General features: G+C 72.8%; 21 protein-coding genes. 10 read left to right on the forward strand and 11 right to left on the reverse strand.

Going from position 1 to position 24,917, the window contains the following annotated elements; translation table 11 throughout:
* Window positions 1–5: 5 nt before the first annotated feature.
* Complete coding sequence (locus tag ACIBBF_RS13100; RefSeq protein WP_397413737.1) at window positions 6–3,068, reverse strand: LamG domain-containing protein; 3,063 nt, start codon at window positions 3,066–3,068, stop codon at window positions 6–8.
* 268 nt (window positions 3,069–3,336) lie between these two features.
* Window positions 3,337–5,070, reverse strand: a complete 1,734-nt coding sequence (locus ACIBBF_RS13105; protein WP_397413739.1) for an HNH endonuclease — start codon at window positions 5,068–5,070, stop codon at window positions 3,337–3,339.
* A gap of 101 nt (window positions 5,071–5,171) precedes the next feature.
* Here ACIBBF_RS13105 and ACIBBF_RS13110 point away from each other — a divergent pair, with 101 nt between their 5' ends.
* Both ACIBBF_RS13110 and ACIBBF_RS13115 read left to right on the forward strand, forming a co-directional pair.
* Window positions 5,172–5,768 carry a GNAT family N-acetyltransferase gene (locus tag ACIBBF_RS13110; RefSeq protein ID WP_397413741.1) on the forward strand — a complete coding sequence of 199 codons (597 nt, stop codon included), beginning with the start codon at window positions 5,172–5,174 and terminating at the stop codon, window positions 5,766–5,768.
* Window positions 5,765–6,322, forward strand: a complete 558-nt coding sequence (locus tag ACIBBF_RS13115) for an O-acetyl-ADP-ribose deacetylase (protein ID WP_397413744.1) — start codon at window positions 5,765–5,767, stop codon at window positions 6,320–6,322. Before ACIBBF_RS13110 ends, ACIBBF_RS13115 begins: the two co-directional genes overlap by 4 nt.
* Before the next feature lie 10 nt (window positions 6,323–6,332).
* Here the strand turns inward: ACIBBF_RS13115 and ACIBBF_RS13120 are convergent, their stop codons facing one another.
* The 3 genes from ACIBBF_RS13120 to ACIBBF_RS13130 are packed head-to-tail and all read right to left on the reverse strand — an operon-like array spanning window position 6,333 to window position 9,099.
* Complete coding sequence (locus ACIBBF_RS13120) at window positions 6,333–7,022, reverse strand: HAD hydrolase-like protein (protein ID WP_397413746.1); 690 nt, start codon at window positions 7,020–7,022, stop codon at window positions 6,333–6,335.
* A 20-nt stretch (window positions 7,023–7,042) separates the two neighbouring features.
* On the reverse strand, window positions 7,043–8,665 hold the full coding sequence (locus ACIBBF_RS13125; RefSeq protein ID WP_397413749.1) for a multicopper oxidase family protein: 1,623 nt from the start codon (window positions 8,663–8,665) through the stop codon (window positions 7,043–7,045).
* On the reverse strand, window positions 8,662–9,099 hold the full coding sequence (locus ACIBBF_RS13130; RefSeq protein ID WP_397413751.1) for a hypothetical protein: 438 nt from the start codon (window positions 9,097–9,099) through the stop codon (window positions 8,662–8,664). Before ACIBBF_RS13130 ends, ACIBBF_RS13125 begins: the two co-directional genes overlap by 4 nt.
* A 131-nt stretch (window positions 9,100–9,230) precedes the next feature.
* Here ACIBBF_RS13130 and ACIBBF_RS13135 point away from each other — a divergent pair, with 131 nt between their 5' ends.
* A complete protein-coding gene (locus ACIBBF_RS13135) occupies window positions 9,231–10,364 on the forward strand; it encodes a sensor histidine kinase (RefSeq protein WP_397413754.1) in 1,134 nt (377 codons plus the stop codon).
* Window positions 10,365–10,369: 5 nt separating this feature from the next.
* The gene (locus tag ACIBBF_RS13140; protein WP_397413756.1) at window positions 10,370–11,026 is read left to right on the forward strand and encodes a response regulator; all 657 of its coding nucleotides are present in this window, start codon (window positions 10,370–10,372) and stop codon (window positions 11,024–11,026) included.
* Between the two features lie 3 nt (window positions 11,027–11,029).
* On the opposite strand, the gene fgd is transcribed toward ACIBBF_RS13140, so the two are convergent.
* Together fgd and ACIBBF_RS13150 are read right to left on the reverse strand one after the other, a co-directional pair.
* Window positions 11,030–12,031: a glucose-6-phosphate dehydrogenase (coenzyme-F420) gene (fgd, locus tag ACIBBF_RS13145; protein ID WP_397413759.1), complete on the reverse strand. Its 1,002-nt coding sequence runs from the start codon at window positions 12,029–12,031 to the stop codon at window positions 11,030–11,032.
* 67 nt (window positions 12,032–12,098) lie between these two features.
* Window positions 12,099–13,316: an MFS transporter gene (locus ACIBBF_RS13150; protein ID WP_397413761.1), complete on the reverse strand. Its 1,218-nt coding sequence runs from the start codon at window positions 13,314–13,316 to the stop codon at window positions 12,099–12,101.
* 83 nt (window positions 13,317–13,399) lie between these two features.
* Between ACIBBF_RS13150 and ACIBBF_RS13155 the strand changes: the two genes are divergently transcribed.
* Window positions 13,400–14,290 (forward strand): LysR family transcriptional regulator, encoded by an 891-nt coding sequence (locus tag ACIBBF_RS13155; RefSeq protein ID WP_397413763.1) that lies wholly within the window; start codon window positions 13,400–13,402, stop codon window positions 14,288–14,290.
* A gap of 8 nt (window positions 14,291–14,298) precedes the next feature.
* Here the strand turns inward: ACIBBF_RS13155 and ACIBBF_RS13160 are convergent, their stop codons facing one another.
* The 4 genes from ACIBBF_RS13160 to ACIBBF_RS13175 all read right to left on the reverse strand — a co-directional run bounded on the left by ACIBBF_RS13160 (window position 14,299) and on the right by ACIBBF_RS13175 (window position 19,726).
* Entirely contained in the window at window positions 14,299–15,267 is a 969-nt protein-coding gene (locus ACIBBF_RS13160) for a hydroxymethylglutaryl-CoA lyase (RefSeq protein ID WP_397413766.1), read from the reverse strand.
* Window positions 15,260–17,275, reverse strand: coding sequence for a biotin carboxylase N-terminal domain-containing protein (locus ACIBBF_RS13165; protein WP_397413768.1), 2,016 nt, complete (start codon window positions 17,273–17,275; stop codon window positions 15,260–15,262). The genes ACIBBF_RS13160 and ACIBBF_RS13165 overlap by 8 nt, the downstream gene beginning before the upstream one ends.
* Window positions 17,275–18,825, reverse strand: a complete 1,551-nt coding sequence (locus tag ACIBBF_RS13170; RefSeq protein WP_397413771.1) for a carboxyl transferase domain-containing protein — start codon at window positions 18,823–18,825, stop codon at window positions 17,275–17,277. Before ACIBBF_RS13170 ends, ACIBBF_RS13165 begins: the two co-directional genes overlap by 1 nt.
* Window positions 18,826–18,901: 76 nt before the next feature.
* Window positions 18,902–19,726, reverse strand: coding sequence for a helix-turn-helix domain-containing protein (locus ACIBBF_RS13175; protein WP_397413773.1), 825 nt, complete (start codon window positions 19,724–19,726; stop codon window positions 18,902–18,904).
* 108 nt (window positions 19,727–19,834) lie between these two features.
* On the opposite strand from ACIBBF_RS13175, the gene melA reads away from it, so the two are divergent.
* From melA to ACIBBF_RS13200, 5 genes are all read left to right on the forward strand, one after another.
* On the forward strand, window positions 19,835–21,208 hold the full coding sequence (melA, locus tag ACIBBF_RS13180; protein WP_397413775.1) for an alpha-galactosidase: 1,374 nt from the start codon (window positions 19,835–19,837) through the stop codon (window positions 21,206–21,208).
* 93 nt (window positions 21,209–21,301) lie between these two features.
* The gene (locus tag ACIBBF_RS13185; RefSeq protein ID WP_397413777.1) at window positions 21,302–22,600 is read left to right on the forward strand and encodes an ABC transporter substrate-binding protein; all 1,299 of its coding nucleotides are present in this window, start codon (window positions 21,302–21,304) and stop codon (window positions 22,598–22,600) included.
* Entirely contained in the window at window positions 22,584–23,483 is a 900-nt protein-coding gene (locus ACIBBF_RS13190; RefSeq protein ID WP_397413779.1) for a carbohydrate ABC transporter permease, read from the forward strand. Before ACIBBF_RS13185 ends, ACIBBF_RS13190 begins: the two co-directional genes overlap by 17 nt.
* Window positions 23,480–24,316: a carbohydrate ABC transporter permease gene (locus ACIBBF_RS13195; protein ID WP_397413781.1), complete on the forward strand. Its 837-nt coding sequence runs from the start codon at window positions 23,480–23,482 to the stop codon at window positions 24,314–24,316. The genes ACIBBF_RS13190 and ACIBBF_RS13195 overlap by 4 nt, the downstream gene beginning before the upstream one ends.
* Before the next feature lie 27 nt (window positions 24,317–24,343).
* On the forward strand, window positions 24,344–24,913 hold the full coding sequence (locus ACIBBF_RS13200) for a TetR/AcrR family transcriptional regulator (protein ID WP_397413784.1): 570 nt from the start codon (window positions 24,344–24,346) through the stop codon (window positions 24,911–24,913).
* The last annotated feature ends 4 nt before the right edge of the window (window positions 24,914–24,917 follow it).

The raw sequence follows: 24,917 nt of genomic DNA on the forward strand, positions 1-24,917 counted from the left end.
GGATGTCACCAGTCCGAGCTCTCGACCGTGTCCTTGATGGTGGGGTCGATCGCAGCCGCACCCCGGGTGAAGTCCTTCGCGTCGGCGCCCTGGCACAACCGTCGGACCTTGTTCTCGGCCACCAGCTGGCCGTCGAAGACGCGCACGTTGTCGATGCGGCCCTGCCAGAACTTGTCCTGCACATCACGAACCAGGCTTCGCCCCACCACGAACGGCCGGGTAGTGGCGAAGGACACCGCATCGGCTTCGGCCCGGTCGTATCGCTGCGGATCGGCCGGCTTCGGATCCTGAGGCGTCCCGATCTCGCACACCCACAGCGACACCTTCTTGGTCTTCGCGTCGAATGCGCCGGTCAGGTGGACCCACTGACCGGTGACGACGGGTGTCGTCGACATCACCCGATAGACGGTCGCCGTGCCGGAGTCGGTACCCGCGACATGGAAGTTGAAGCATCCGACGCCCGTGGCGTGCTGCGAGCAGGGGAACGTTCCGAGCTGGAATGCCGACGTCGTCGACCCGTCCTGCGACAGGGCGGCATGCAGGTCCCGGGTGGCGCCGGGGTCGACCCACACGTGAGCGCTGACGACGAAGCTGCTGTTGGTGCTGACCACGCCCGCGGTGGTGAACAGACGATCGTCGACGCCATCGAAGGCGACGGCATGGTCGCCGTCACGGGACCCGAACAGCTCGTGTGGACCGTCGACCCATCGCGGCAGCGCGCTGGTGCTCTCCGTCCCCCGGAACTCCAACGGTTGGGAGCCCACCAGCCCGAGCGCCTCGCTTGCCGATGTGCCCGAGCCGTCATCCAGGCGCCACACCGCAGTCTCGCGCGGAGCGGCGACGTCGAACGTGTAGGTTGCGGCAGTCGACTCGTTGCCGGACTTGTCCCGCACCTTGGCATAGATCGTCACCGGCCCCTCCCGGCTCGGGACGAAGCTCACGACGATCTGTCCGCTGCTGTCCAGGGTCCACCGGTGGGGCAAGGACGGGTCGGCGAATCCGAACAACATCCGCTCCGCGTCCCAGGCACCGGTCGAGATCCGGAACTTTCCCCGCATCCCGATGCCGCCGTGCTCCTTGGGACCGTCCGGATCACGCTCCAGATAGACCGCTTCCACGCCCGACGTACTCATCGGTTCTGCGGTGATCTTGGGCGGACCGGGCGCCTCGTTGTCGATCATCATGGGGCACCACGACGACCACGGACCGCCGACGCCGTCCCGCACGGCCCGCATCCGCCAGGTGTACCGCTCGTTCGCCACCAGGTTGCTGCCGGGCCGGATCGTGTGCCGGGACCCGGACGACTTGAGGCTGGTCCAGTGCACGCTCACCGACCCGGTCGACACCCGCTTCACCTGGAAGTGACCCTGGACCGACTGCCCGTCCGGATCACGCAGCACGCCGGAGATCTGTGGCCTCAGCCACGCTGAGAAAGCGAGCCCGTCGGCGCACCACCACTCCGGGTAGTCCGAGCTCGTGAACGTCTTCGTGCCGGTGGGGGCCAGCGGCAGCTGGTCGTAGACAACGGAGAACGACGCCCCGAAGTCGGCGTTTCCCGCCCACTGGTTGCCGGCGTAGCGCTTCCAGTCGGTCATCGAGTCCTCGTTGACCTTCAGACCCAGCGTGAGCGACGTCCAGTTCGAGGAGGCGACCTTCTTGGCCGCGGCAGTCGACGAGAAGCCGATCGGCTGCTGGGACCCGCACTCGTGCCACTTGTGCGCGGTGTCCCGGATCGCGATCGCGTTCGTCCACGACCCGCCTGAGCTCCAGCTCGTGGACGAGCTGATCTCGTTCGAGCCGATCAGGTACAGCGCCGTCTTGCGCGCCTGGCAGTCGAAGGCCCACGACCCGAAGACGTTGAACTCTGCGGACTTGATCTCGCTCGCGTCCAGACCAGCAACCTTGCCGAGATTGTTGAACTCGTACAGCACCCGGTGCTTCGACGTGCGCTCGCACGGGAACCCGTAGGGGTTGTAGTAGTCGCACAGGCCCGTGCCGTGGTCCTTGTTCGGCTCGTCGGCGAACTTGTAGCCGGAGGAGGAGTCCGGCCACGCACTTTTGATACCGGTGAACTCGTGCAGGGAGCCACTTGCTCCCGGGTCCAGGAAGAGGGGGAACTGAGTGTCCGGGTCCGAGGCGACCGCGGCGAGGTCGGGATCGAGCCGCAGGACGCCGGCCGACGCTCCGGACTCGCCGTTGTCCTCGGGCTGCAGGTCGGCGGGAACCTCCACGAGACCCTGGCGGGACTGTGGGCCCTCGATCAGGTCCGGCTGCTCCTGTTCGACGGCCTGGACGTCTCCCGCGACGCGGGAGCCGAACAAGGCGGTGGGCTGTACCGGCACGGGGTCGATCACACGGGCGTCCCACAGCAACGGCGTCGGTGAGCGGAAGACCTCCGTGCCCTCGTCGTCGGTGGCGACGAACCCGCCGCCCGACTGCCCCAGCTCCAGGCCGTCCGACACCTCCACCGGGAACTCGAGGCCCTGCAAGGCAGGATTGGCAGCCGCTTCTGCCGTCCCCACACGGATGACCTCACGCCAGCCGGTCCCGTCCGAGTCCACGGTCACGACCAGGTCGATGTCCTCGTCCCCGAGGATGCCCGGGTAGGTCACGCGGTCGCCCTCGACCACGGGTTCGGTCAGCTCAAAAGGGACGTCGAACGAGAGCGTCTCACCCTCCATCGACTCGATCACAGCCAACGGTTCGGCCGAGCTGCCGTCGCTGAACGACATCGGCAGGGCCGGTGCCGCAACCTCCAGGCGTCCGTCAGGGCCGGCGGTCGGCTCGATCGTGGTGTCGATCATTCCCCACACGCCGTCACCGTCGCTGTCCTGCCTACCGGCGGAGGTCCGCGTCGACCACTCGAGACGCCCGTACTCCGGCAACGCGGCCACCTGCTCGAACGGCGTGTACGACTCAATCGCGAAGACCTTCTGGTCACATCGGGCCGCGACCTCGGTGGCCTCGGCGATCGTCGGGACCTCCGTCGGGCACTCGTCCGTCACGGCCGCTGCGCCGTCCGCGCCCATTGCGCTGATCAGACCGTCCTCGATGTCCGTCGTCGCCACGGCGGCACCACCGGCAACGAGAGTGAGCGCCGTCAGTCCGGCGACGACACGCCCGCGCCCACGCGACATCGCCGCCACCGCGGCCCGCCAACCCCCGGCCCGAAAGTCCTCAGTCACCCTCAACGCAAGCTCCCTCACACGATGGATGGCCACGAGGCCACCAAGTCCGGAGCGAGGCTACTGTCCAGTTTCCTTACTAATGACGCGTTTGGGGTGAAACCTGGGGGTGATCTTGTGACAGCGGAGCCGTGATCAGTGCTCCCACCGTTCAAAACGGCAGGGCGGCGGGCTTCGCAGCTGACCTCACGCCGCGCCCCTCTCCCACGGGTGCGCCCCCTGACTCCCCCGACAGCCGGGCACCAGACGGACGCCGCCCCCTGAGCGACCGCAGCGTCAGGTCGTAGCTGGTGTCGGCATCGACGACACCCGTAGCCGCCAGTTCAGGGATCCCGATGTGCGTGTCCAGCACCGTCGGCGGGCGCGCGTGCACCCGTCCTGCGGGCGCGATCCAGGTCGTGATGCCGCTGTCCGGGTCTCTGACGACGTCCCAGCCACCGTGCGTCTTGAGCACGTGATGCCGTCGGCACAAGGGGTGGAGATTGTCGGCCCGGGTCTGCCCGCGGGTGCCCGGACGCAGCTCGGCCACGTCGAGGTCGTGGTCGAAGGGGACGATGTGGTCCAGGTCGCTCCGGTCTGCCGACCGTTCACAGTGGGGGAACGTGCAGGTCTGGTCGCGGGCGGCCACAGCCTGCCGCAGGACCGTGCCCGGCCGGTAGGACGTCGTCGAGTAGTCGGTCAGCACGCCGGTGGCCGGGTCGGTGACCAGGCGCTGCCAGGTCGCGTCCGTGGCGATCCGCGCAGCCTGGTCCGCAGTGACGGCGCCAAAGCCGTCCAGGTCACCGGGTGCGTCGTCGGTACCCAGCAGAGCGGTGGCCGGGACGGTCACCCGGACCACGGGTCGCGTGGGCGCCACGCGCACGACGGTGCGCTGCACCGGGGCACGGCCGCCGCATGTGCACACGCCAGCGGCGGACCGGTCCGTCGCGGCACCTTCAGCGCGGCTGCCGTCGTCGTCGGTCTGGCCGGACGTCCGCAGCCGGCCCGTGACGATTGCTGTCAGGCAGTCGGCCCGCAGCTGTCCGAGGTCGCGCTCCTCGCCGGGCGTCCGTCGCAGCTGATGAGCCAGGTCGTCCACGACGCCCCACACCGCCGCCGCGTCGACGGCGGGTAGATAGGCCGACAGCCAGGCCATGTCGTTGTCTGCCCGGTCCACCTGCACCGAGCGTCGCTCTGCCGCCGCCTTGGCCGCCTGGTCCGCGCCGTGCCGCGACTTGGCGAACGCCAGCAGCTTCGACCGCAGCCAGCGCCAGGTCCGGTGCGGCGCCTGAGGCAGGTACCGGGCGATCGCCTCGGCCCGCTCCTCCGTGGTGAGCTGTGCGGCCGATCGCAGCAAGGTGTGTGCCTTCCTGACGTCGATCCGCCCAGCGGTCAGCGCTCTGATCACCACGGGGTGATCCACCCCGGACTCGGCGCGCACGACGACGTCCGACGCCTCCGTCCCGGTCACCACCAGCTCGGTACTCACCTGCGCGACCAGCGAGCTGTGCGCCAGCGGGCTGGTCTCCCGGCCTGCGCGTTCGCCGACCACACGAGCCTGGAGGCCCGCTGCCCACGACTGCAGGCGCCCGCACGCGGCCATCAGGTCGCCCAGCGCCTCCTCGGGCAGATCGGCGAGCAGCTCAACGTGGTGATCGGTCGCTTCCGCGACCACCCGCGCCAGCTCGGCACCCACAGTGCCGGCCAGCGCGGCACGCAGCTGGTCCACGGACCAGAGGGCGACCGGCAGGGCATCCGGCGGCCACACCTGCCCGCGGCCCCCGCCTGGTGACTCCGAGGGCTCGTCGTCCAAGAGCACGCGGCCCACATCCCGGTACTTCCGACCGTCATCCATGCCGCCACCACCCTTGGCCATATCTATCGAGAAGATCATTGCTACGGACACCTGTTCGACCCTAGCCCCTGCCGCCCACACTCGCAGGCCTGACAACCGTCCCTGTGGATATCGCTCGGTACATGTCGGTGAGCGGTGGTTGACTCCCTCCCATGAACGACGACCAGCCCTACGAGTTCTCCACCGACCCCGCCCGCATCGACGCCGCCCGCGTGCACGACCTCATCTCCCGGCACACCTACTGGGCCAAGGATCGCCCGCGCCACGTGATGGACGCCGCCATCGCCGGATCCCGCCCCTACGGCGTCTACCGACGCTCGACGGGCGAGCAGGTGGGCTTCGCGCGCATCGTGACCGACGGCGCGACGTTCGCCTGGCTGGCCGACGTGATCGTCGACCCGGACCTGCGCGGCGAGGGCATCGGGAAGCTCTTGGTGGCGGGCGTGGTGGCGGACGTCGAACCGCTCGGCCTGCGCCGGATCCTGCTGGCGACAGCCGATGCCCACGGCCTCTACGAGCGGTACGGGTGGCGGCCGATCGGCGACGACTTCACGTGGATGGAGCGCCCCGGGACCGGCACGGGACCGCAGGCAGGCAGCCAGGACGCCCCGACTGACCGGGCGCACGGCCCAGGCCAGGACGGGCCAGGTGCGAACGGCCCAGGTCAGGATGCACCACGTTCGGACGCACCACCCACGGACGCGCCGCACCCTGGCGAGCCCCGTGCCGACCAGGGAAGCGCCACATGAGCGCCCTCACGGTAGAGATCGGTGACCTGACCCGCATCGAGGCCGACGCCGTGGTCAACGCCGCGAACTTGACGCTGCTCGGCGGTGGCGGGGTCGACGGTGGCGGGGTCGACGGCGCCCTGCACGCCGCCGCCGGGCCACGCCTGCTGGAGGCCTGCCGCCGCCTGCGCAGCACGACCCACCGCGACGGCCTGGCGGTCGGTGACGCCGTGGCGACGCCGGCGTTCGACCTGCCCTCCTCCTGGGTGATCCACACGGTCGGACCGAATCTGCACCGCGGTCAGGACGACCCCACGCTGCTCGCGTCGTGCTTCGCCCGGTCGCTCGACATCGCCGCCCGGCTCGACGTGCGGTCGATCGCGTTCCCCGCCATCAGTGCGGGCGCCTACGGCTGGCCCATGGCTGACGTCGCGCGGATCGCCGTGGGAACGTGCCGAACCTGGCTGGCGGGACACCCCGACGGCAGCCCTCAGCAGGTGCGGTTCGTGGTGCTGGACGACCGGCCGCGGGAGGTGTTCGACATCGCGCTGCGGAGCGCGGGCCCGACACCCTGACGAGCGACCCTCAGCTCACGAGCAGCTTGCCGAGCTCCGCGGGGCGCGTAGCCACTGCGACCGCCCCGGCGGCGTCCAGCTCACCGGGCGTGCCGTAGCCCCAGGCCACGCCGACGGTCGGGACGCCGTGGTGGGCGGCGGCGTGCACGTCGTGCTCGCGGTCGCCCACCATGACGACCTCCCCCGGGTCGGCGCCGAGCGCGACGGCGTGGGCGAGCGCGTGCTCCACCACGACCTCCTTGCCCTGGACCTCGCCGACGGCCTCGGGGTCCGCGCCGTGCACGCCGTCGAGCCCACCGGCCAGGTAGGCGTCCAGGCCGAAGTGCTCCACGATCTGCCGCGCGTAGTGCTCCGGCTTGGCCGTCGCGACCAGGAGCGTCACACCGGCCTCGCGCAGCTCCGCGAGCGCCTCGGGGATGCCCGGGAACACGGAGTTGTCGAACATGCCGCGCGCCTCGAAGTCCCGCCGGTAGGCGGCGATGGCGGTCGCGGCGTCGGCGTCGGACAGGCCGATGCTGGCCATGCTCGCGCCCAGCGGCGGGCCGACGAAGGTGCGCAGCACCTCGTCCGAGGGGACCGCGAAGCCCGCGTCGGCCAGGCCGGCGCGCAGGGACGACACGATGCCGGGCGCGGAGTCGGTGAGGGTGCCGTCGAGGTCGAGCAGGACGTGGGTGGTGCGGGAGGGGAGGGAGAGAGTCACAGGACGAGCGTCGCACAGGTTCAGTGGTGCCCCTGGTGGGCGTCCGCGTCCGGGACGTACCGGGGCCCTGTCCCGGACGCAGGCGCGACCGCCTGGTCGGCACTGCCGGCAGCGCCGCCCCCGTCATGACCCGCCGTGTCGTGCCCCGCACCCGCGTGCCCCGGCGACCCGGCCTCCTCCCCCGGCCGCACCACGACGAGCTGCCCCATCATGCCGCCGTCCTCGTGCATGAGCATGTGGCAGTGGTACATGTACGGCACGTCCGGGTCGCTGTAGTCGTCGAACCGCATCAGGAGCCGGTAGTCGCGGCTGGGCTCCAGGTAGATCGTGTCCTTGCGGCCCGCGAGCTCGGGCGGCGGGGCCTGGCCGTCGATGCTCTGCACGCGGAACTGCACGTCGTGCACGTGGAAGCTGTGCGGCATGGGCACGGTGCTGCGCACCTCCCAGACCTCGGTGGCGCCCACGGTGGCCACCTCGTCGATGCGGCTCATGTCCATGGTCCGCCCGTTGATCCGCCGGTCGTCGAGATCGAACTCGCGTGTGACGGAGACGTCGGACTCCCGCAATGCGTCGGCGGCGGCGTGGAGCGAGGGGTCCCAGGCAGGTTCGGGCGACGGCGCCAGCCGGTCGGCGGCCCGCAGCTCCAGGACGTCGAACTCGTCGTTGCCGCCCATCGCGAACGGGACGACGACGCCACCGAGGTCGGCCTCGAACGAGTGCAGGCGGGTGGTCTCGCCGGGCTTCATCCGGACGACGACCTCGGCGCGCTCGCCGGGCGCGAGCCGCATCTGCTCGAGCCGGACGGGGGCGTCGAGCAGCCCGCCGTCGGTGGCGACCAGGTCCATCTCCCGGTCGGGGAAGCCGAGCTGGTAGGTGCGGGCGGTCGACCCGTTGAGCAGGCGCAGGCGCACGGCCTCGGTCGTGACCTCGTGGTACGCCCCCACCGTCCCGTTGGCCAGCACCGTGCCGCCGAGCGTGCCCGGTTCGCTGCCGTCGTCCGAAAGCTCGAGCTGGCCGGCGTCGTCGAGCACCTTGTCCTGCACGACGACGGGCACGTCGTCGACGCCGTACTCCTGCGGCAGGTCGGCGGCGCGGGAGGCGTCGTCGTCGAGCAGGAACATGCCCGCCAGGCCGCGGTAGACGTGCTTCTCCGTGGCACCGTGGGGGTGCGGGTGGTACCAGAGCGTGGCGGCGGGCTGGTCGATCTGCCAGGTGGGCCGCCAGCTCTCGCCCGGTTCGACCTCCTGGTGCGGGCCACCGTCCATGGCCGCGGGCAGGTGCATGCCGTGCCAGTGCACGCTGGTGGGCTCGTCGAGGTCGTTGGTGACCTCCACGGCGACGCGCTCGCCGCGCTCGGCGCGCAGGGTCGGCCCGAGGTAGGGGCCGTCGAAGCCCCAGGTGCGCGTCTCGACCCCGGGCAGGAACTCGGTGGTGCCCTCCTGCGCGGTCAGCGAGAAGACGCGCGTGCCGTCCACGACGTGCGACGGTGCCAGGGGCGGGATCGCGAGCTCGTTCGTGAACTCCACCTCGTCGACGGGGGTGACAGAGCCGGGCACCAGCGCGCAGCCCGCGAGCCCGAGCAGCAGGGCCAGCGCGCCCGCGGAGACGGAGCCGATGACGTGGCCCGGGGCGACGCGCCTCATCGGCCGGCCCCGCGCAGCCGCTGCACGCCCGCTGCCACGACGCCCGCCAGGGCGCCCCACATCGCGTCGAACGCCAGGGCCGGGATCAGGGTCCACGCCGGCCCGTCGCCGGGGCCGCCGAACCCCGACAGCACCGGGACGAGGAGCCCGATCGCGTGGGCGACCAGGCCGTAGGCCAGGCCGGTCAGGGTCAGGGTGAGCACGGGGCGGGGCACGCGGCCCAGTCCGACGACGCCGATCCAGACGGCGGCGGTGATGCCGATGATCGCCAGCGCGCGGGGTGCGCCGGTACCGAGCGCGCCGGTCAGGCCGGTCAGCGGCCAGAGCAGCGCCAGCGCGGACAGGCCCGCGACGAGGCTCCACGGGACGGGGACGGGGACGGGGCCGCCCGCAGGCCCCGGCGTCGGCCGGGCTGGAGGCTGTGGTGAGGTCATGCCCCGACGGTGCCCGCCGGACCCGCTCGGCCACATCGGCCCGGGATCGTCTCCTGGTGTCGCCTGGGAGCGACACCAACCCTGGACCCTGGTCTGATGCCTCGGGGTCGGGCCGTCCGTAGGGTGTCGGTGTGCCCGAGAAGAGCGAGGTCCCGTACGTCGTGGACCCACGTGTCACCGATGTCGTCCTGGCGATCGCGATGGCCCTGGTGGTCGCCGTGGTCATCGCCGCCGACCCCGACGCGACCCACCACGCCGGGCCCGGCGCCTACCTGTTCGCCGCGGGGTTCGGGGCGCTGGTGCTGCTGCGACGGCGGCTGCCGCGCACCGTGCTCGTGGTCACCGTGCTCGCGGTGTTCGTCTACTACACGTTCCAGTTCGCGCCGATCGGCATGGCGCTGCCCGCGATCGCGGCCCTCTACTCGGCCGCGGAGATGGGCCGGACCGGCTGGGCGGTCGGCGGGGGCGCCGTCCTGGTCGCGGTCGCCACCTACTACCGGGTGACGGGCACGGCCGAGGAGTACCTGACGCCGTACGACCTGGTCACGAACCTCGCGCTGGTCGCGGCGGCGATCGCGCTGGGCGTCGCCGTGCGGTTGTCCCGGGAGGCCCGGGTGCACCAGGCGCACGCCGCCGAGCAGCGGCTGCAGGCCGAGCGGCTCCGCATCGCCCGGGACCTGCACGACGTCGTGGGGCACAACCTGTCCGTGATCGCCCTGCACTCGGGCGTCGCGGCCGAGGCGGTGGGCCGGGACGACGACGCGGCCCGGGGCGCCCTGGAGCACGTGCGGCAGGCGACGTCGGGCACGCTGCACGAGCTGCGCTCCACGGTCCGGGTGCTGCGCCGCCCTCTGGACACGGCGGACGGCGCGCCCGCACCCACCGGTCTGGCCGGCGTCGGCGCCCTCGCGGCGTCCGCCCGCGCCACCGGACTGCACGTGGACACTGACATCGACGTACCCGACGGCGTCCTGGACGGCGCGATCGACGCCGCCGCCCACCGGATCGTGCAGGAGTCCCTGACCAACGTGCTGCGGCACGCCGCCGCCACCCGCGTCACGGTGTCCGCAGGGATCGACGGCGACCGCCTCACCATCAACGTGTCCGACGACGGGCGTGGGTCCGGTCCGGGCCTGGTGCCCGGCTCGGGGATCTCCGGGATGCGCGAGCGTGCCTCGCTGCTCGGCGGCACCCTGACCACGGGCGACGCCCCGGGCGGCGGGTTCGTCGTCGCCGTCGTCCTGCCCCTGCGTCTGGCAGGGTGAGCGTCGTGATCCGCATCGTGCTGGTGGACGACCAGGAGCTCGTGCGCGCGGGCCTGCGCGCCCTGGCGGAGAGCGACGGCGACATCGCCGTCGTCGGCGAGGCGGCCGACGGCCGGTCCGGCGTGTCACGGGTACGCGAGCTGCGACCCGACGTCGTGCTCATGGACATCCGGATGCCGGTCCTGGACGGCCTGTCCGCGACGCGCGAGATCGTGGCCGACCCGGCGCTGGCGGGCACCCGCGTGCTGGTGCTGACCACGTTCGACGAGGACGAGCACGTGTTCGACGCCGTCCGGTCGGGCGCGGCCGGGTACCTGCTCAAGGACGTGGCCCCGGCCGAGCTGCGCCGCGCCGTCCGCGTGGTGGCGGCCGGCGACGCGCTGCTCGACCCCGCCGTGACCGCCACCGTGCTGCGCGCCGTCGCGGCCGGTCCCGCGCCCCGGACCGGTGCCGACGACCGGCTCGCGGGGCTCACCGAGCGCGAGCGCGAGGTGCTGCAGCAGCTCGGCCGCGGGCTCACCAACGACGAGATCGCCGCCGCGCTCTACCTCAGCCCGGCCACCGCGCGCACCTATGTGAGCCGGCTGCTGGCCAAGCTCGGCGCGCGGGACCGGGCGGCGCTGGTGATCCTCGCGTACGAGACGGGGCTGGTCAGCCCCTGAGGATCACAGCTCCCGCAGGCGCGGCAGCACGTCCTCGCCGAACTGGGTCAGGAACCGCTCCTGGTCGTGCCCCGGCCCGTGGACCACGAGGTGGTTCAGCCCGGCGTCGACGTAGGGCTTGATCATCGCGACGGCTTCCTCCGGGTCGGACGCCACGATCCAGCGCTTGGCGACCTGCTCGATCGGCAGCTCGTCCGCGAGCTGTTCCATCTCGGTGGCCGAGGTGACGCTGTGCTTCTGCTCCGGCGTGAGCGAGAGCGGGGCCCAGAACCGCGTGTTCTCCAGCGCGGCGGTGGCGTCACGGTCGTAGGAGATCTTGATCTCGATCATCTTGTCGATGCCGGCGGCGTCGCGCTCCGCCTTGGCGGCGCCCTCAGCGACCGCGGGCAGCAGCTTCTCCGTGTACAGGTCCATGCCCTTGCCGGACGTGCAGATGAAGCCGTCGCCGGCGCGGCCCGCGTACTTGGCCACCAGCGGCCCGCCGGCCGCGATGTACACGGGCACCGGGTTCTCGGGCCGGTCGTAGATGTTGGCGCCGACCAGCTCGTAGTAGTCGCCCTTGAAGTCCACGGACTCCTCGGTCCAGAGGGCCCGCATGAGCTGCACGGCCTCGCGCAGGCGCGCGAACCGCTCCTTGAACTCGGGCCACTCCATGCCGGAGACGGCCGTCTCGTTGAGCGCCTCGCCCGTGCCGACACCGAGGATGACGCGGTTCTCGGTGAGCAGGGCGAGCGTCGCGAACTGCTGCGCGATCACCGCGGGGTTGTACCGGAACGTGGGGGTGAGCACGCTCGTGCCGAGCTGGATGCGCTTGGTGCGCTCCCCCGCCGCGGCGAGCCAGACGAGGGCCGACGGCGCATGACCCCCCTCGTGCCGCCACGGAAGGAAGTGGTCGGAGACCATCGCGCTGTCCAGTCCCACCTCCTCGGCGCGGACGGCGAGCTCGACCAGCTCGCGGGGCCCGAACTGCTCGGCGGACGCCTTGTACCCGATCTTCAGAGTCACAGCAGTGACCCTACGCTCGATCGCCGGTCCGTGAGCGGTAGCGTCGCGCACATCACATCCGGCCTGGTCAGCCCCGCCGCATCGCCCACGCGGCCCACCCGCCGGCCACGGCCACGAGCACCACGAACGCGCCGAGCACGGCCGCCGCCGGCAGGTACGCCAGACCCACGCCGACGGCCAGCACGGGCACCACCAGGCCCGCGTAGGCCACCAGGAAGACGAGCGCCAGCGCCTCGGCCCGCTCCTGGGGCGGCACCAGGGCCGCCGTGCGCCCCAGCGCGGTGCGGAACAGCAGCCCGGCACCACCGCCGGCCAGGAGGCCACCCGCCACGAAGAGCCACGTGGACGCCAGCACGACGCCGCCGAACAGCGCCGCCGGGCCCGCGACCATGAGCACCCCCGCGGCGGTGAGCTGGGCGCGCGGGGCGACCCGCGCCGCGACCGACTGACCGAACGCGCCCGCCAGGAACGGCGTCGCCGCGACGACACCCGCCACGACCAGCGACGACTGCCCCAGCTCGTCGCGCACGAAGGACGCGGCCACCGAGCTGAACAGCCCGAAGACGGCGAACGCCGTGAAGGCACCGACACCGCCCGCCGCGAACCGGCCGCGCAGCTCGCCGCCGACCGCGACCCGCTGCGGCCGGTAGGGGCGCAGGCCCGGCCGGTGCAGCACGGTCTCCGGCACCAGGAGGGTGGCGACCAGGAGCACGACGAGCACCCCGGCGAACACCGCGTACGGCGTGGTCAGCGGGTGCGCGGACCGTTCCGCCAGCAGCCCGGACAGCACCGGGCCCAGCCCGAGCCCGCCCAGGTTCGCCACGGTCGCGACGACGGCGGCCCGCGCCGGCGCGGGCCGGGACCGGGCACCGTCCAGCTCGGCCAGGTAGGCGGTCGCCGTGGCGGTCAGCGCGCCGATGCCGACGCCGGACACGACCCGGGCCACGAGCATCCCGGGCAGGTCGTCCCGCACGAGGAAGATCACGGCCGCCAGGATCTCCAGCACCGCCGCGAGCAGCACCAGCGGACGGCGGCCCACCCGGTCGCTCAGGTGGCCCACGAGGAACAGGCTCGCCACCACACCCACGGCGTACGCGGCGAAGATCACCGTGACCGTGAACGGACCGTAGCCGTCCCGGACCACGTAGAGCGGGTAGAGCGGCGTCGGCACGGTGGAGAACGCCATGAGGAGCAGGAAGGTCAGGCCGATGACCCAGAACCCCGCGCCGTGGCGACGCGGGCCGGCGACGGAGGGAGTGCGGGCGGGTGCGGTGGAGATGGTCACCCCAGCAGTCTGCGCCCGGACATTCATCAGGACAAGCGAATCATTCTGATCAGATCTATCGCAGATACAGATAAACTGGCCGGATGGACACCCGGCACCTGGAGTACTTCATCGCCGTCGCGGAGGAGGGCAGCTTCACGCGCGCCGCCCACCGTCTGCAGACCGTCCAGTCGGCGGTCTCCGCGGGCGTGCGCACGCTGGAGCGCGAGGTCCGGGCCACGCTCTTCGTCCGATCCACCCGCCGCGTCGAGCTGTCCGACGCCGGACGCGCCCTGCTGCCCGAGGCGCGCGCCGCCGTCGAGTCGGTCGACCGCGTCTTCGACGTCGTGGCCGCCGCCGAGAGCGGACTGACCGGCCGGCTGCGGCTCGGGGTCTTCGCCAACTCCGACATGCTCGACATCCCGGCGCTCGCCGGGCGGTTCCACCGCCTCTACCCCGGCGTCGCGCTCAGCGTCGTCGCCTCCCCCACCGGCTCCACGGGCCTGGTCGACGACGTCCGGGCCGGCCGGCTCGACCTCGCGATCACCGGGCTGCCTGCCGGCGACCTGACCGGCCTGCGCGCGCACGAGCTGCTGGCCGACGAGTTCGTCGCCGTCGTGCCCGAGGGCCACGAGCTCGCCGGGCGCACGGTGGTCACGCTCGACGAGCTGGTGGCCGAGCCGTTCGTCGACGGCCCGCCCGGGTTCGGCAACCGCGTGATCATCGAGCGCGAGCTCGCGACCCGCGGCCTGCGCCGCTCGATCGTGGTGGAGAGCCCCGACATGAGCCTCGTGTCGCAGTTCGTCGCCGCAGGGCTCGGCGTCGCGGCACTGCCCCGCCTGGTGCTGCGCCCCGTGCCGGGCGCGGTGATCCGGCCGCTGGACGTGTCGGTCCCGTTCTCGATGCGGTCCGTGAGCCGGCCGCGCACCACCCGCCCCGTCGAGGCCGCACTGGCGCTGCTGCGCGGCCTCCCGGTCCGGGCGCTGACGGCCTGAGCGATCCGTCAGGCGCCCCGCAGCGCCCGGTACACCCGGCCGGTCAGCTCGTGGTCCAGGTGCGGCTCCAGCCAGCCGCTCGCCTCCACGAGCCGCGGCAACGACACCCCCGTGGTGATCCCCAGGCCGTCCAGCATCCACACCAGGTCCTCCGTGGCGAGGTTCCCCGTGGCGGACTCGGCGTACGGGCAGCCGCCGAGGCCGCCCGCCGACGTGTCGAACGTCGTGACCCCGTGGCGCAGCGCGGCCGCGACGTTGGCCAGGGCCTGCCCGTAGGTGTCGTGGGCGTGCAGGGCGAGCACGTCGTCGGGCAGGCCCGCCGCGTTGAGCGCGTCCAGGAGCGCGACCACGTGCCCCGGCGTGCCGACGCCGATCGTGTCCCCCAGCGAGAGCTGCTCGGCCCCCAGGTCCATCAGGCGCCGGCCGGCCGCCACCACCTGGGCGACCGGCACGTCCCCCTCCCACGGGTCGCCGAAGCACATGGACACGTACGCGCGCACCCGCATCCCCGCCGCCCGCGCCCCGGCCACGACCGGCTCGAACATCGCGTACTGGCCGTCCAGGGACCGGTTCAGGTTGCGGCGGGCGAACGTCTCCGTGGCGCTGGCGAACACGGCGACGTGCCGCAGCCCCAGGTCCAGGGCCCGGTCGAGGCCCCGCTCGTTGGGCACGAGCACCGGCAGGTCGCGGGCCCGGTCGCCGAGCCGGTCCAGGAGCGCCCCGAGCACCTGCTCGGCGTCGGCGAGCTGCGGCACCCAGCGCGGGTGCACCAGGCTCGTGGCTTCCACGACCGGCAGCCCGGCGTCCAGCAGCCGCTCGACGAGCTCCACCTTGACCGCGGACGGGACCACCGCGTCCTCGTTCTGGAGCCCGTCGCGCGGGCCCACCTCGTAGACGGTGACGTGTTCGGGCAGGGCCGGGTCGCGGACCACCTGGGGCTGCCGCGCTCCGGACCCCGTCGTCGCGTGCTCAGTCATCGCCCGCTCCCGTGCTCGCCTCGCCCGGCGCCCCGTCGTCAGCACCGGTCGTCACCTCGAACAGCACCTGCCGCGCCGCGACCTGCTCCCCCGCGGCCGCCCGCACCCGCACCACGCCGTCCGCGGGTGCCACGAGCGCCACCTCCATCTTCATCGCCTCCAGCACGCCCAGCGCCTGCCCGGCGGTCACCACCTCGCCGTCACGCACCTCGACACGGACCAGCGAGCCCGGCATCACCGCGACCACCACGCCGTCGGACAGCTCGGCACGCGCCGGGCGGGCGGCGCCCGGCCGCACGAACCGGAACGTCTGCCCGCGCGTCACGACCTCGACGGACCACGGCCGCACGTCCACCTCGAACCGGGCCGTGACGCCGTCGATCTCCAGCAGCCCGTCACCCGCCGCGCGGCACGACGCCGGCGGCTCGCCCGTGCGCCGCACCTCGCCGCGGGCGACGCTCACCCGGAGCACCTCCTCGTCCAGCTCGACCCACGTGTCGGCGGGCGGACCACCGGGCCGCCAGCCGTCCCCGCCGTCGCGCGCCGCGGCGGCGGCCACGGCCCAGGCCGCCGCGACCAACGCGGGTCCCGGGTCGGGCGCGGGCAGCGGGTGGGTGTCCAGCCACGCGGTGTGCACCTCGCCGTCGCGGAACGCGGCCGAGTCCGCGAGCGCCCGCACGAACCCGGTGTTGGTGACCAGCCCGCCGATCGCCGTGGCGTCGAGGGCGTCGACGAGGGCGTTGCGGGCGGTCTCGCGGTCGGGGCCGCGCGTGATGATCTTGCCGACCATGGGGTCGTAGGCGGCGGGCACCACGCTGCCGTCCTCGATGCCGGCCTCGACGCGGGCATGCCCGGGCCAGCGCACGCGGGTGGCGGTCCCGGCCTGGGGCAGGAACCCGCCGAAGGCGTCCTCGGCGTAGATCCGGGCCTCGATCGCGTGGCCGGTGACGGCGACGTCGTCCTGGGTGAAGCCGAGCTCCAGCCCGGCGGCGACGCGCAGCTGCTGCTCGACGAGGTCGATGCGCTGGCCGCGGACGGTGACGACCTCCTCGGTGACGGGGTGCTCGACCTGGAGGCGGGTGTTCATCTCGAGGAACCAGGCGCCTACGCTGTTCGGGCCGCCCACCGAGCGGCGCCAGTCCCGCGGGTCGACCGCGGAGGCGGAGAATCCGTCCTCGACCAGGAACTCGGCCGTGCCCGCGCCGGTGTACCCGACCTCGCGGGCCAGGTTCACCGCCCACGTGTGCAACCAGCCGCGCAGCACCGGGTCGAGGTCGGGCGCGGGCGCCTCCTCCAGCACCTTCTGGTGCCGCCGCTGGGCGGAGCAGTCGCGCTCGTGCAGGTGCAGTACGTTGCCGTGCTGGTCGGCGAGGATCTGCACCTCGATGTGTCGGCCGCGCTCGACGTACCGCTCCAGGATCACGGTGTCGTCACCGAACGCGGCGGCGGCCTCCCGGCGGGCGGCGGCAACAGCGGAAGCCAGCTCGTCCGGACCGCGGACGATCCGCATCCCCTTGCCTCCACCTCCGGCGGCAGCCTTGACCAGGAGGGGATAGACGAGGTTTCCCGCGACGGCGAACCCGTCCTTGCCGAGGAACATCGGCATCTCGCGGAGCACCGGCACCCCCGCCTTCTCTGCGATGGCGCGGGCCGTGTCCTTGCGCGCCATCGCGTCCATCGCCCCGGGCGGCGGCCCCACCCACGTCAGCCCGGCGCCGACGACGGCGCGTGCGAAGTCGGCCTGCTCGGACAGGAACCCGTAGCCGGGGTGCACGGCGTCGGCCCCGGACTCCTTGGCGGCGGCGAGCAGGGCGGGGATCGACAGGTAGGACTCGGCGGCGGGCGTCGGACCGAGGCGGACGGCGACGTCGGCGGCCCGGGTGTGCGGGGCGCCGGTGTCGGCGTCGGAGTGGACGGCCACGGTGCGCAGGCCGAGGCGGCGGGCGGTGCGGATGATCCGCAGGGCGATCTCGCCGCGGTTGGCGACCAGCAGGGTGCGCATCGTCATCACATCCGGAAGATGCCGTAGGAGGGCTCGGCGATCGGGGCGTTCGCGGCGGCGGCGAGGCCGAGGGCGAGCACGCGGCGGGTGTCGGCGGGGTCGATCACGCCGTCGTCCCAGAGGCGGGCGGTGGCGTAGTACGGGTTGCCCTGCGTCTCGTACCGGGCGCGGATCGGTTCCTTGAACGCCTCGACGTCCTCGGGCGCGAGGTCCCGGCGCACCGTGGCGAGCACGGAGGCCGCCTGCTCCCCGCCCATGACGGAGATGCGGGCGCCGGGCCACATCCACAGGAACCGCGGGTCGTAGGCGCGCCCGCTCATGCCGTAGTTGCCGGCACCGAAGGAGCCGCCGAGCACCACCGTGAACCGGGGCACCGAGGTACAGGCGACGGCGGTGACGAGCTTGGCGCCGTCCTTGGCGATGCCGCGGTGCTCGTACTCCTTGCCGACCATGAACCCGGCGATGTTCTGCAGGAACACGAGCGGGATGCGCCGCTGGTCGCAGAGCTGCACGAAGTGGGCGCCCTTGAGGGCCGACTCGGAGAACAGGATGCCGTTGTTGGCCACGATGCCCACCTGGTAGCCGTCGATCCGCGCGAAGGCGCAGACCAGCGTCTCGCCGTAGCGGGCCTTGAACTCGACCAGCCGCGAGCCGTCGACGATCCGCCGGATCACGTCGCGCACGTCGTAGGGCGTGCGCGGGTCGGCGGGCACGTCGTAGAGGCCGTCGGGGTCCAGCTCGGGTTCCTCCGGTGGCTCGCGGTCCAGGCTCGGCGGACCGGCGGTGGTGGTCGCGACGATCTCGCGGACGATGCGCAGCGCGTGGGCGTCGTCGTCGGCGAGGTGGTCCGCGACGCCCGACGTCGTGGTGTGCACCAGGCCGCCGCCGAGCTCCTCGGCGGTGACCACCTCACCCGTGGCGGCCTGCACCAGCGGCGGGCCGCCGAGGAAGATGGTGCCCTGGTCGCGCACGATGACGGCCTCGTCGCTCATGGCGGGCACGTAGGCGCCGCCGGCGGTGCAGGAGCCCATGACGGCGGCGACCTGCGGGATGCCGCGGGCAGACAGGTTGGCCTGGTTGTAGAAGATGCGCCCGAAGTGCTCCCGGTCGGGGAACACCTCGTCCTGCATCGGCAGGTAGGCGCCGCCGGAGTCCACGAGGTAGACGCAGGGCAGGTGGTTCTCCGCCGCGACCTGCTGGGCGCGCAGGTGCTTCTTGACCGTCATCGGGTAGTAGGTGCCGCCCTTGACGGTGGCGTCGTTGGCCACCACCACGCACTCGCGGCCGGCGATCCGGCCGACGCCGGTGACGATGCCCGCGCTGGGCACCGCCCACTCGTCGCCGTACATGTCGTAGGCGGCCAGCGCCCCGATCTCCAGGAAGGCCGACCCGGCGTCCAGCAGCCGGTCGACCCGGTCGCGCGCGAGCAGCTTGCCGCGCGACGTGTGCTTCTCGCGGGCGGCGGGCGAACCGCCCTCCCGCACGCGCGCCATGCGCTCGCGCAGCTGCGCGGTCAGGGTGCGCAGATCGGTTCCAACGCCCGTGTCGGTGGCCATGTGCCGCAGCATAGCCCGCCGGTTAACGATCGTTAACCCCTGACGCGCCCGGCGGTCCGCGCCCGGCGGTCCGCGCTCAGCGGAAGCTGCGCCGGTAGTCCCCCGGCGCCACGCCGCACACCTGCCGGAACGTCTCGTAGAAGCTGCTCTGCGCCGTGAACCCCGCCAGGTGCGCGATCTCGGCCGCCGTGCGGTCCGAGGTGAGCAGCAGCCGCTGCGCCTCGGCGACGCGGCACCGCGCGATGTACGCGCCGACCGTGGTGCCCACGACCCGCCGGAAGAGCGTCATCGCGTGGCTGGGGCTCAGGTGCACGGCGCGGGCCACGTCGGCCGCCGTGATCGGCGAGCGGTAGTGCTCGGCCACGAACTGGGCCATCGCCGCGGCGCGCCCGGCCGGGCCCGATCGTGGCACGGGCCCCGGCTCCTCCCGCGTGGCCCCGGTGAGGGCCCGGCGCACGAACGCCTGCGCCTCCAGCATGACCACGGTGTCCTGCCCGCCGTCCAGCACGTCCCGGCACCACGTCGCGAACAGCGCGGCGACGTCGCGCACCAGCGCCTCGGAGGGCACCACCACGGGCCGCGCGTGCAGCAGCACCGCGAGCTGCTCGGTGGGCAGGGCCCAGCTCAGCACCTCCGTCAGCGGGATGTGCACCCAGGACACGTCGGTGGGCGTGGCGGCCGGATCGACGAGCTGGTGCGGCGTGCCACCCCAGAACAGCGCCACCTCGCCCGCCTCGACCCGCAGGTGCGACCCGCCGAAGAGGTATTCCAGGCGCCCGGTGTGCACGAGGTTGAGCTCCAGGTCGTCGTGCCGGTGCGGGCGCGGCATCACCGGCGGCGCCCCGTGGCGCACCCACAGGGCGGGTTCGGCCAGCTCCACCTCGTCGTCCGCGAGCGCCATGGGCGGGAGCATAGGGGTGCCGACGCCGGGGCGCAGACCGAAGGATCCCGGAGAGCCGGGGCACGCAGCCGGAGGACTCACCGCCATCCTCGCCCCTAGCGTCGCAGCATGGCTTCCTCACCCAAGATCACCATCATCGGCGCCGGTGGCTTCGTCTTCCCGTTCCGCCTGGTGGGCGACCTGCTCAGCTTCCCGGCGCTCCAGGGCGCCACGCTCAGCCTCATGGACCTCGACGCCGCACGCCTGGACCGGGTGGCGTCCGCGACGCGCGAGCTCGTGGCGCACCACGACCTGCCGACCGTGGTCGAGCAGACGACCGACCGCCGCGAGGCCCTGCGCGACGCGGACTTCGTGATCATCACGTTCCAGGTGGGCGGCGTGGAGTCCTACCGGCACGACGTCGAGATCCCGCGCCGCTACGGCGTCGACCAGACGGTGGGCGACACCGTGGGGCCGGGCGGCGTGTTCCGGTTCCTGCGCTCGGTGACCGCCTACCAGGACATCGCCGCGGACGCCCTGGAGCTGTGCCCCGGCGCGCAGTTCATCAACTACGCCAACCCGATGGCCATGGCCACGGCGTACCTCAACGCGCTGGGGCTGCGCACGGTGGGACTGTGCCACAGCGTGCAGGGCACCACCCGCATGCTGGCGCGCACGCTCGGCGTGCCGTACGAGGAGGTCACCTACCGCTGCGCCGGCATCAACCACCAGGCGTGGGTGCTGGAGTTCCGGCACGGCGCCGAGGACCTGTACCCGCGGCTGCGCGAGGTGATGACGCGGCGGCACCGGCGCGGCCGGGCCGCGGCCGACCTGGTGGCCGACGACGGCGACCACTCCGAGGCGGCGCTGGCGGCCAGCACCTACGAGGGCGGCAACGAGCAGGTGCGCACCACGCTGATGAACCACTTCGGCTACTTCGAGACGGAGTCCAGCCACCACGCCTCGGAGTACGTGCCGTGGTTCCGCAAGGACGACGCCACGACGAAGGAGTACCTGCCGGAGCGCTGGGACTACTACGAGATCTGCGCCGCGCACGACGAGCAGGGTGACGTGGACGAGCAGCTCGCCCGCCTCAAGGCGGACCTGAGCCCGTCGGTGGAGTACGGGGCCTCGATCGTCAACGCGGTGGTCACGGGCGTGCCCGCCGTCGTGTACGGCAACGTGCCGAACGCGGGCCGCGTGGTGACCAACCTGCCGGACGACGCGTGCGTCGAGGTGGCGTGCCTGGTGGACGCGAACGGGGTGCAGCCCACCAGCGTGGGCGACCTGCCGCCGCAGCTCGCGGCGATCAACCGCACCAACGTGAACGTGCAGACGCTGGCGGTGCGGGCGGCTCTGACGGGTGACGTCGCGCACGTGCACCACGCCGTGGCGCTGGACCCGCTGACGTCGGCGCACTGCACGCTGGAGCAGGTCCGCGCGATGACCGAAGAGCTCCTGGCGGCGCACGCGGCGCTGCTGCCGGCGGCGCTCACGCGCTGAGCACGCCACGGTGTCCCGGGCGACGGAGCCCGGGACACCGCTCACGAGCCCGCACGGCGCGGGCCGCACCACCCTCGACGGAGAGGAGACGACATGCCGACGCACCCTGCGCGCGGGCGGAGACTGTCCCGGCGCGCGTTCATCGCGGTCGCGGGGATCAGCGTGGCGGGCGCCCTGGCGGCCTGCTCCGGCGCCCCGACGGCGACCAGGCACCTGCGGCTGTCCTCGTGGAACATCCCGCTCGACCTCGAGTCCTACCAGGCGATCGCCGACGAGTTCGTGGCGGCGCACCCGGGCACGAGCGTGGCGGTGGAGGTGACGACCGGCCAGTTCCACCAGTGGTTCATCACGCGGCTGGCGGCCGGGCTCGCGCCCGACATCATCCGCATCACCCCGCAGCAGATCGGCCGGTACGCCGCCAACGGCAGCCTCGTGGACCTCACGGGGGCCGTGCCGGCGGACTACCGGGACGACTACTCGGAGCCGTTCTGGGCGATCGGCGCCCGGGAGGACGGCCTGTACGGCGTCTTCCAGCACACGGACAACTTCATCACCTACTACCACCGGGGCGTGCTGGAGCAGATCGGCGTGACCCCGCCGTCGTCCCTCGACGACGCGTGGCACTGGGACGAGTTCCTCGAGATCGCGCGCGAGGCGCGCGCCGTGACCGGCGGGTACGGCTTCGGCTACGGCTGGGGCGGCGCCGAGACGGCGTACCGGTGGTTGCCGATCGTCTACCAGAACGGCGGCACCTTTCTCGGGGAGGACGGCGAGACGCCGTCCATGGACAGCGCCGAGGCCGTCGGCGCCCTGGAGTTCGGACGCCGGTGGTACGCCGAGGGGCTGGTGTCGCCGGCGAACATGAGCAAGTCCGGGGGCGGGGCGGTGGGCCGCGACCTCTTCCTGACCGGCCAGATCGGGCTCCTGCTCGACAACCCGGAGTCGATCGCGCCGCTGGACGAGGGCCTGCCCGACGAGTGGGGCACCGCGCCCATGATCCGCAACACCGGCGAGGCGTCGGACCTGGGCGGCAACGCGCTGGCGGTCACCAGGTCCAGCAAGCATCCCGAGCTGGCGGCCGAGCTGGTCGCGTACATCACGAGCCGGGCCAACGTGGTCGAGTTCTGCCGGCGAGGCAACTGGCTGCCCGCCCGGTCCTCCCTGGACGCCGCCGACATCGGCTACGACCGCCACGCCGGCACCATGCAGCAGTTCATCGACCAGGCGACCACCATCCCGCTGTCGATGGTGCGCGCGGAGTCCGGTCCGTACTTCAGCTCGCTGAACTCGGTGTTCGCCGACTACCTCGACCTGTGCTTCCTCGGCGAGCTGACCCCCGCCGAGTGCGGCGCCCAGATGACGGAGGCGATGCGCAGTGTCACCACGCGATGAGGCCCCGGCCCCGCCCCGGCGACGGCCCCGCTGGGCGCCGTACGTCTTCGTCGGCCCGGCAGCCCTGCTCTTCCTGGCCTTCTCGCTGCTGCCGATCGTCATCGCCGTCGCCCTGTCCTTCCAGGACACCGCGACGCTCGGCGACGGCGAGTGGGTCGGCGCCGCGAACTACCGCACCATGCTGGGCGACCCGCTGCTGCGCACCGCGCTGCTGAACACCCTGGTGTTCACGGTGGGCACGGTACCCACGGCGATGGCGATCGGCCTGGCCCTGGCCGTCGCCCTCAACCGCCCGCTGCCCGGGCGCGGCCTGCTGCGCGCGCTGTTCTTCGTGCCGATGATCGCGGCGGGCGTCGTGGTCGGCGTCATCATGTCGTGGATCTTCAACCCCGACTACGGCGTCGCGAACAACGCGCTGGCCGCGCTCGGCCTGGCAGGCCTGCCCTGGCTGACGTCGCCGCGGACGGCGATGTTCACCCTGGTCGCCGTGGTGGTCTGGACCCGCATCGGGTTCTGCATGGTGATCTACCTCGGCGCGCTCCAGTCCATCCCCGCCGAGCTGCGCGAGGCCGCCGCGATCGACGGCGCGAGCGGGTGGCAGCGGTTCCGGCGGCTCACGGTGCCGATGCTGGCGCCGACCACGTCGATCCTGCTGATCCTCAACGTGGTGTTCTCGCTGCAGGCGTTCGACGTCATCTACGTGATGACGGGCGGCGGCCCCGGGTTCTCCACGACCGTGCTGATCCAGTACGTGTTCCGGTCGGCGTTCGCGGACGCGCGGATGGGGTACGCGGCGGCGCTCGGCCTGCTGCTCGTGCTCATCCTGCTGGTCTTCACCCTGCTGCGGCACCGCGCCACGAAGCGAGCGGAGGAGCTCCTGTGACCCTGACCAGCAGACGACGCGCCCGGCGCTGGCTGCTCACGGCCGGCCTGACCGCCGTCGCAACCGTCGTGGTGTTCCCGCTGTACTGGATGGTGGTGTCCGCGCTCACGCCGGGCGGCCAGTCGCAGAGCAGCGAGTTCTACCTGTGGCCCGACGCGCCGACGACCGGGAACTTCACCGAGGTGTTCGCCCAGCAGCCCGTGTGGCACTGGCTCGGCAACTCCTTCTTCGTGGCCGCCGTCGGCACGGCGCTGTCGGTCTGCGTCTCGCTCGGCGCCGGCTACGCCCTGGCCAAGTACCGGTTCCGCGGGCGCGGCGCGCTGTACACGGCGTTCCTGGTGACCATCATGATCCCGATCCAGGTCACGCTCGTGCCCGCGTTCCTCGTCACGGCACGCCTGGGGCTCGTGGACTCGCCGTGGGCCGTGATCCTGCCGACCCTGTTCGACGTGGTGGGCATCTTCATCGCCCGGCAGTTCATGCTCGGCGTGCCCGACGCGCTCGTCGAGGCCGCGCGCCTGGACGGCGCCGGGGAGCTGCGCACGTTCGTCCGCGTGGTGCTGCCGACCTGCTGGCCGCTGGTGGGCGTGCTGGTCATCCTCGGGTTCATGAACCGGTGGAACGACTTCCTGTGGCCGCTGGTGGTGCTCCAGGGCAACGAGAGCCTGACCGTGCCGGTCGGGCTGTCGACCCTGACCAGCAACCCGGCGTTCACCTCGCCCTGGGGTGCGGTGATGGCGGTGGCCACGGTCGCCGTCGTGCCGCTGCTCGTCGTGTTCCTCGTGTTCCAGCGGACGTTCGTCCAGGGCATCGCGAGCACGGGGATCAAGTGAGGCGCCCGCGCTCCTAGACTGCTTCCCGTGACCCCGCGCAGGCAGCAGATCCTGAGCACGGCGGCCGACCTGTTCGCGGCCCGCGGCTTCCACGGCGTCTCCATGGGAGACATCGGCGCAGCCGTCGGCGTCTCCGGTCCGGCCCTGTACAAGCACTTCGCGGGCAAGGAGGACATCCTCGGCCAGTGCCTGCTGCACGCCTCGGACCAGCTCCTGGCGGGCGCACGGGAGCTGCTGTCCGACGTCGGCGCACCGGCGGGTGCGGGACCCGAAGGGGCCCTGCGCGCCCTGATCGCGCGGCACGCGGACTTCGCGCTCGACAACCCCGCGCTCATCGTGATCCAGGAGCGCGAGTGGGGCGCGCTGGGCACCGAGGCCCGCGCGCAGGTGCGCAAGCACCAGCTCGCCTACATCGACGTCTGGACCGACGCGCTGCGCCCCCTGCGCCCGGACCTGTCCGCGCCGGAGGCCCGCGCCGCGGTCCAGGCGGCGTTCGGCCTCCTGAACTCGACCCCGCACAGCGCCCGCATCGGCCGCGGGACGATGCACGCCCTCCTGACGAACATGGCCTTCTCCGCCCTGTCCGGCGATCGTTGAGTGC

It is taken from the genome of Promicromonospora sp. NPDC050880 (genome assembly GCF_044456525.1).
In the GTDB taxonomy this organism is placed as follows: domain Bacteria; phylum Actinomycetota; class Actinomycetes; order Actinomycetales; family Cellulomonadaceae; genus Promicromonospora.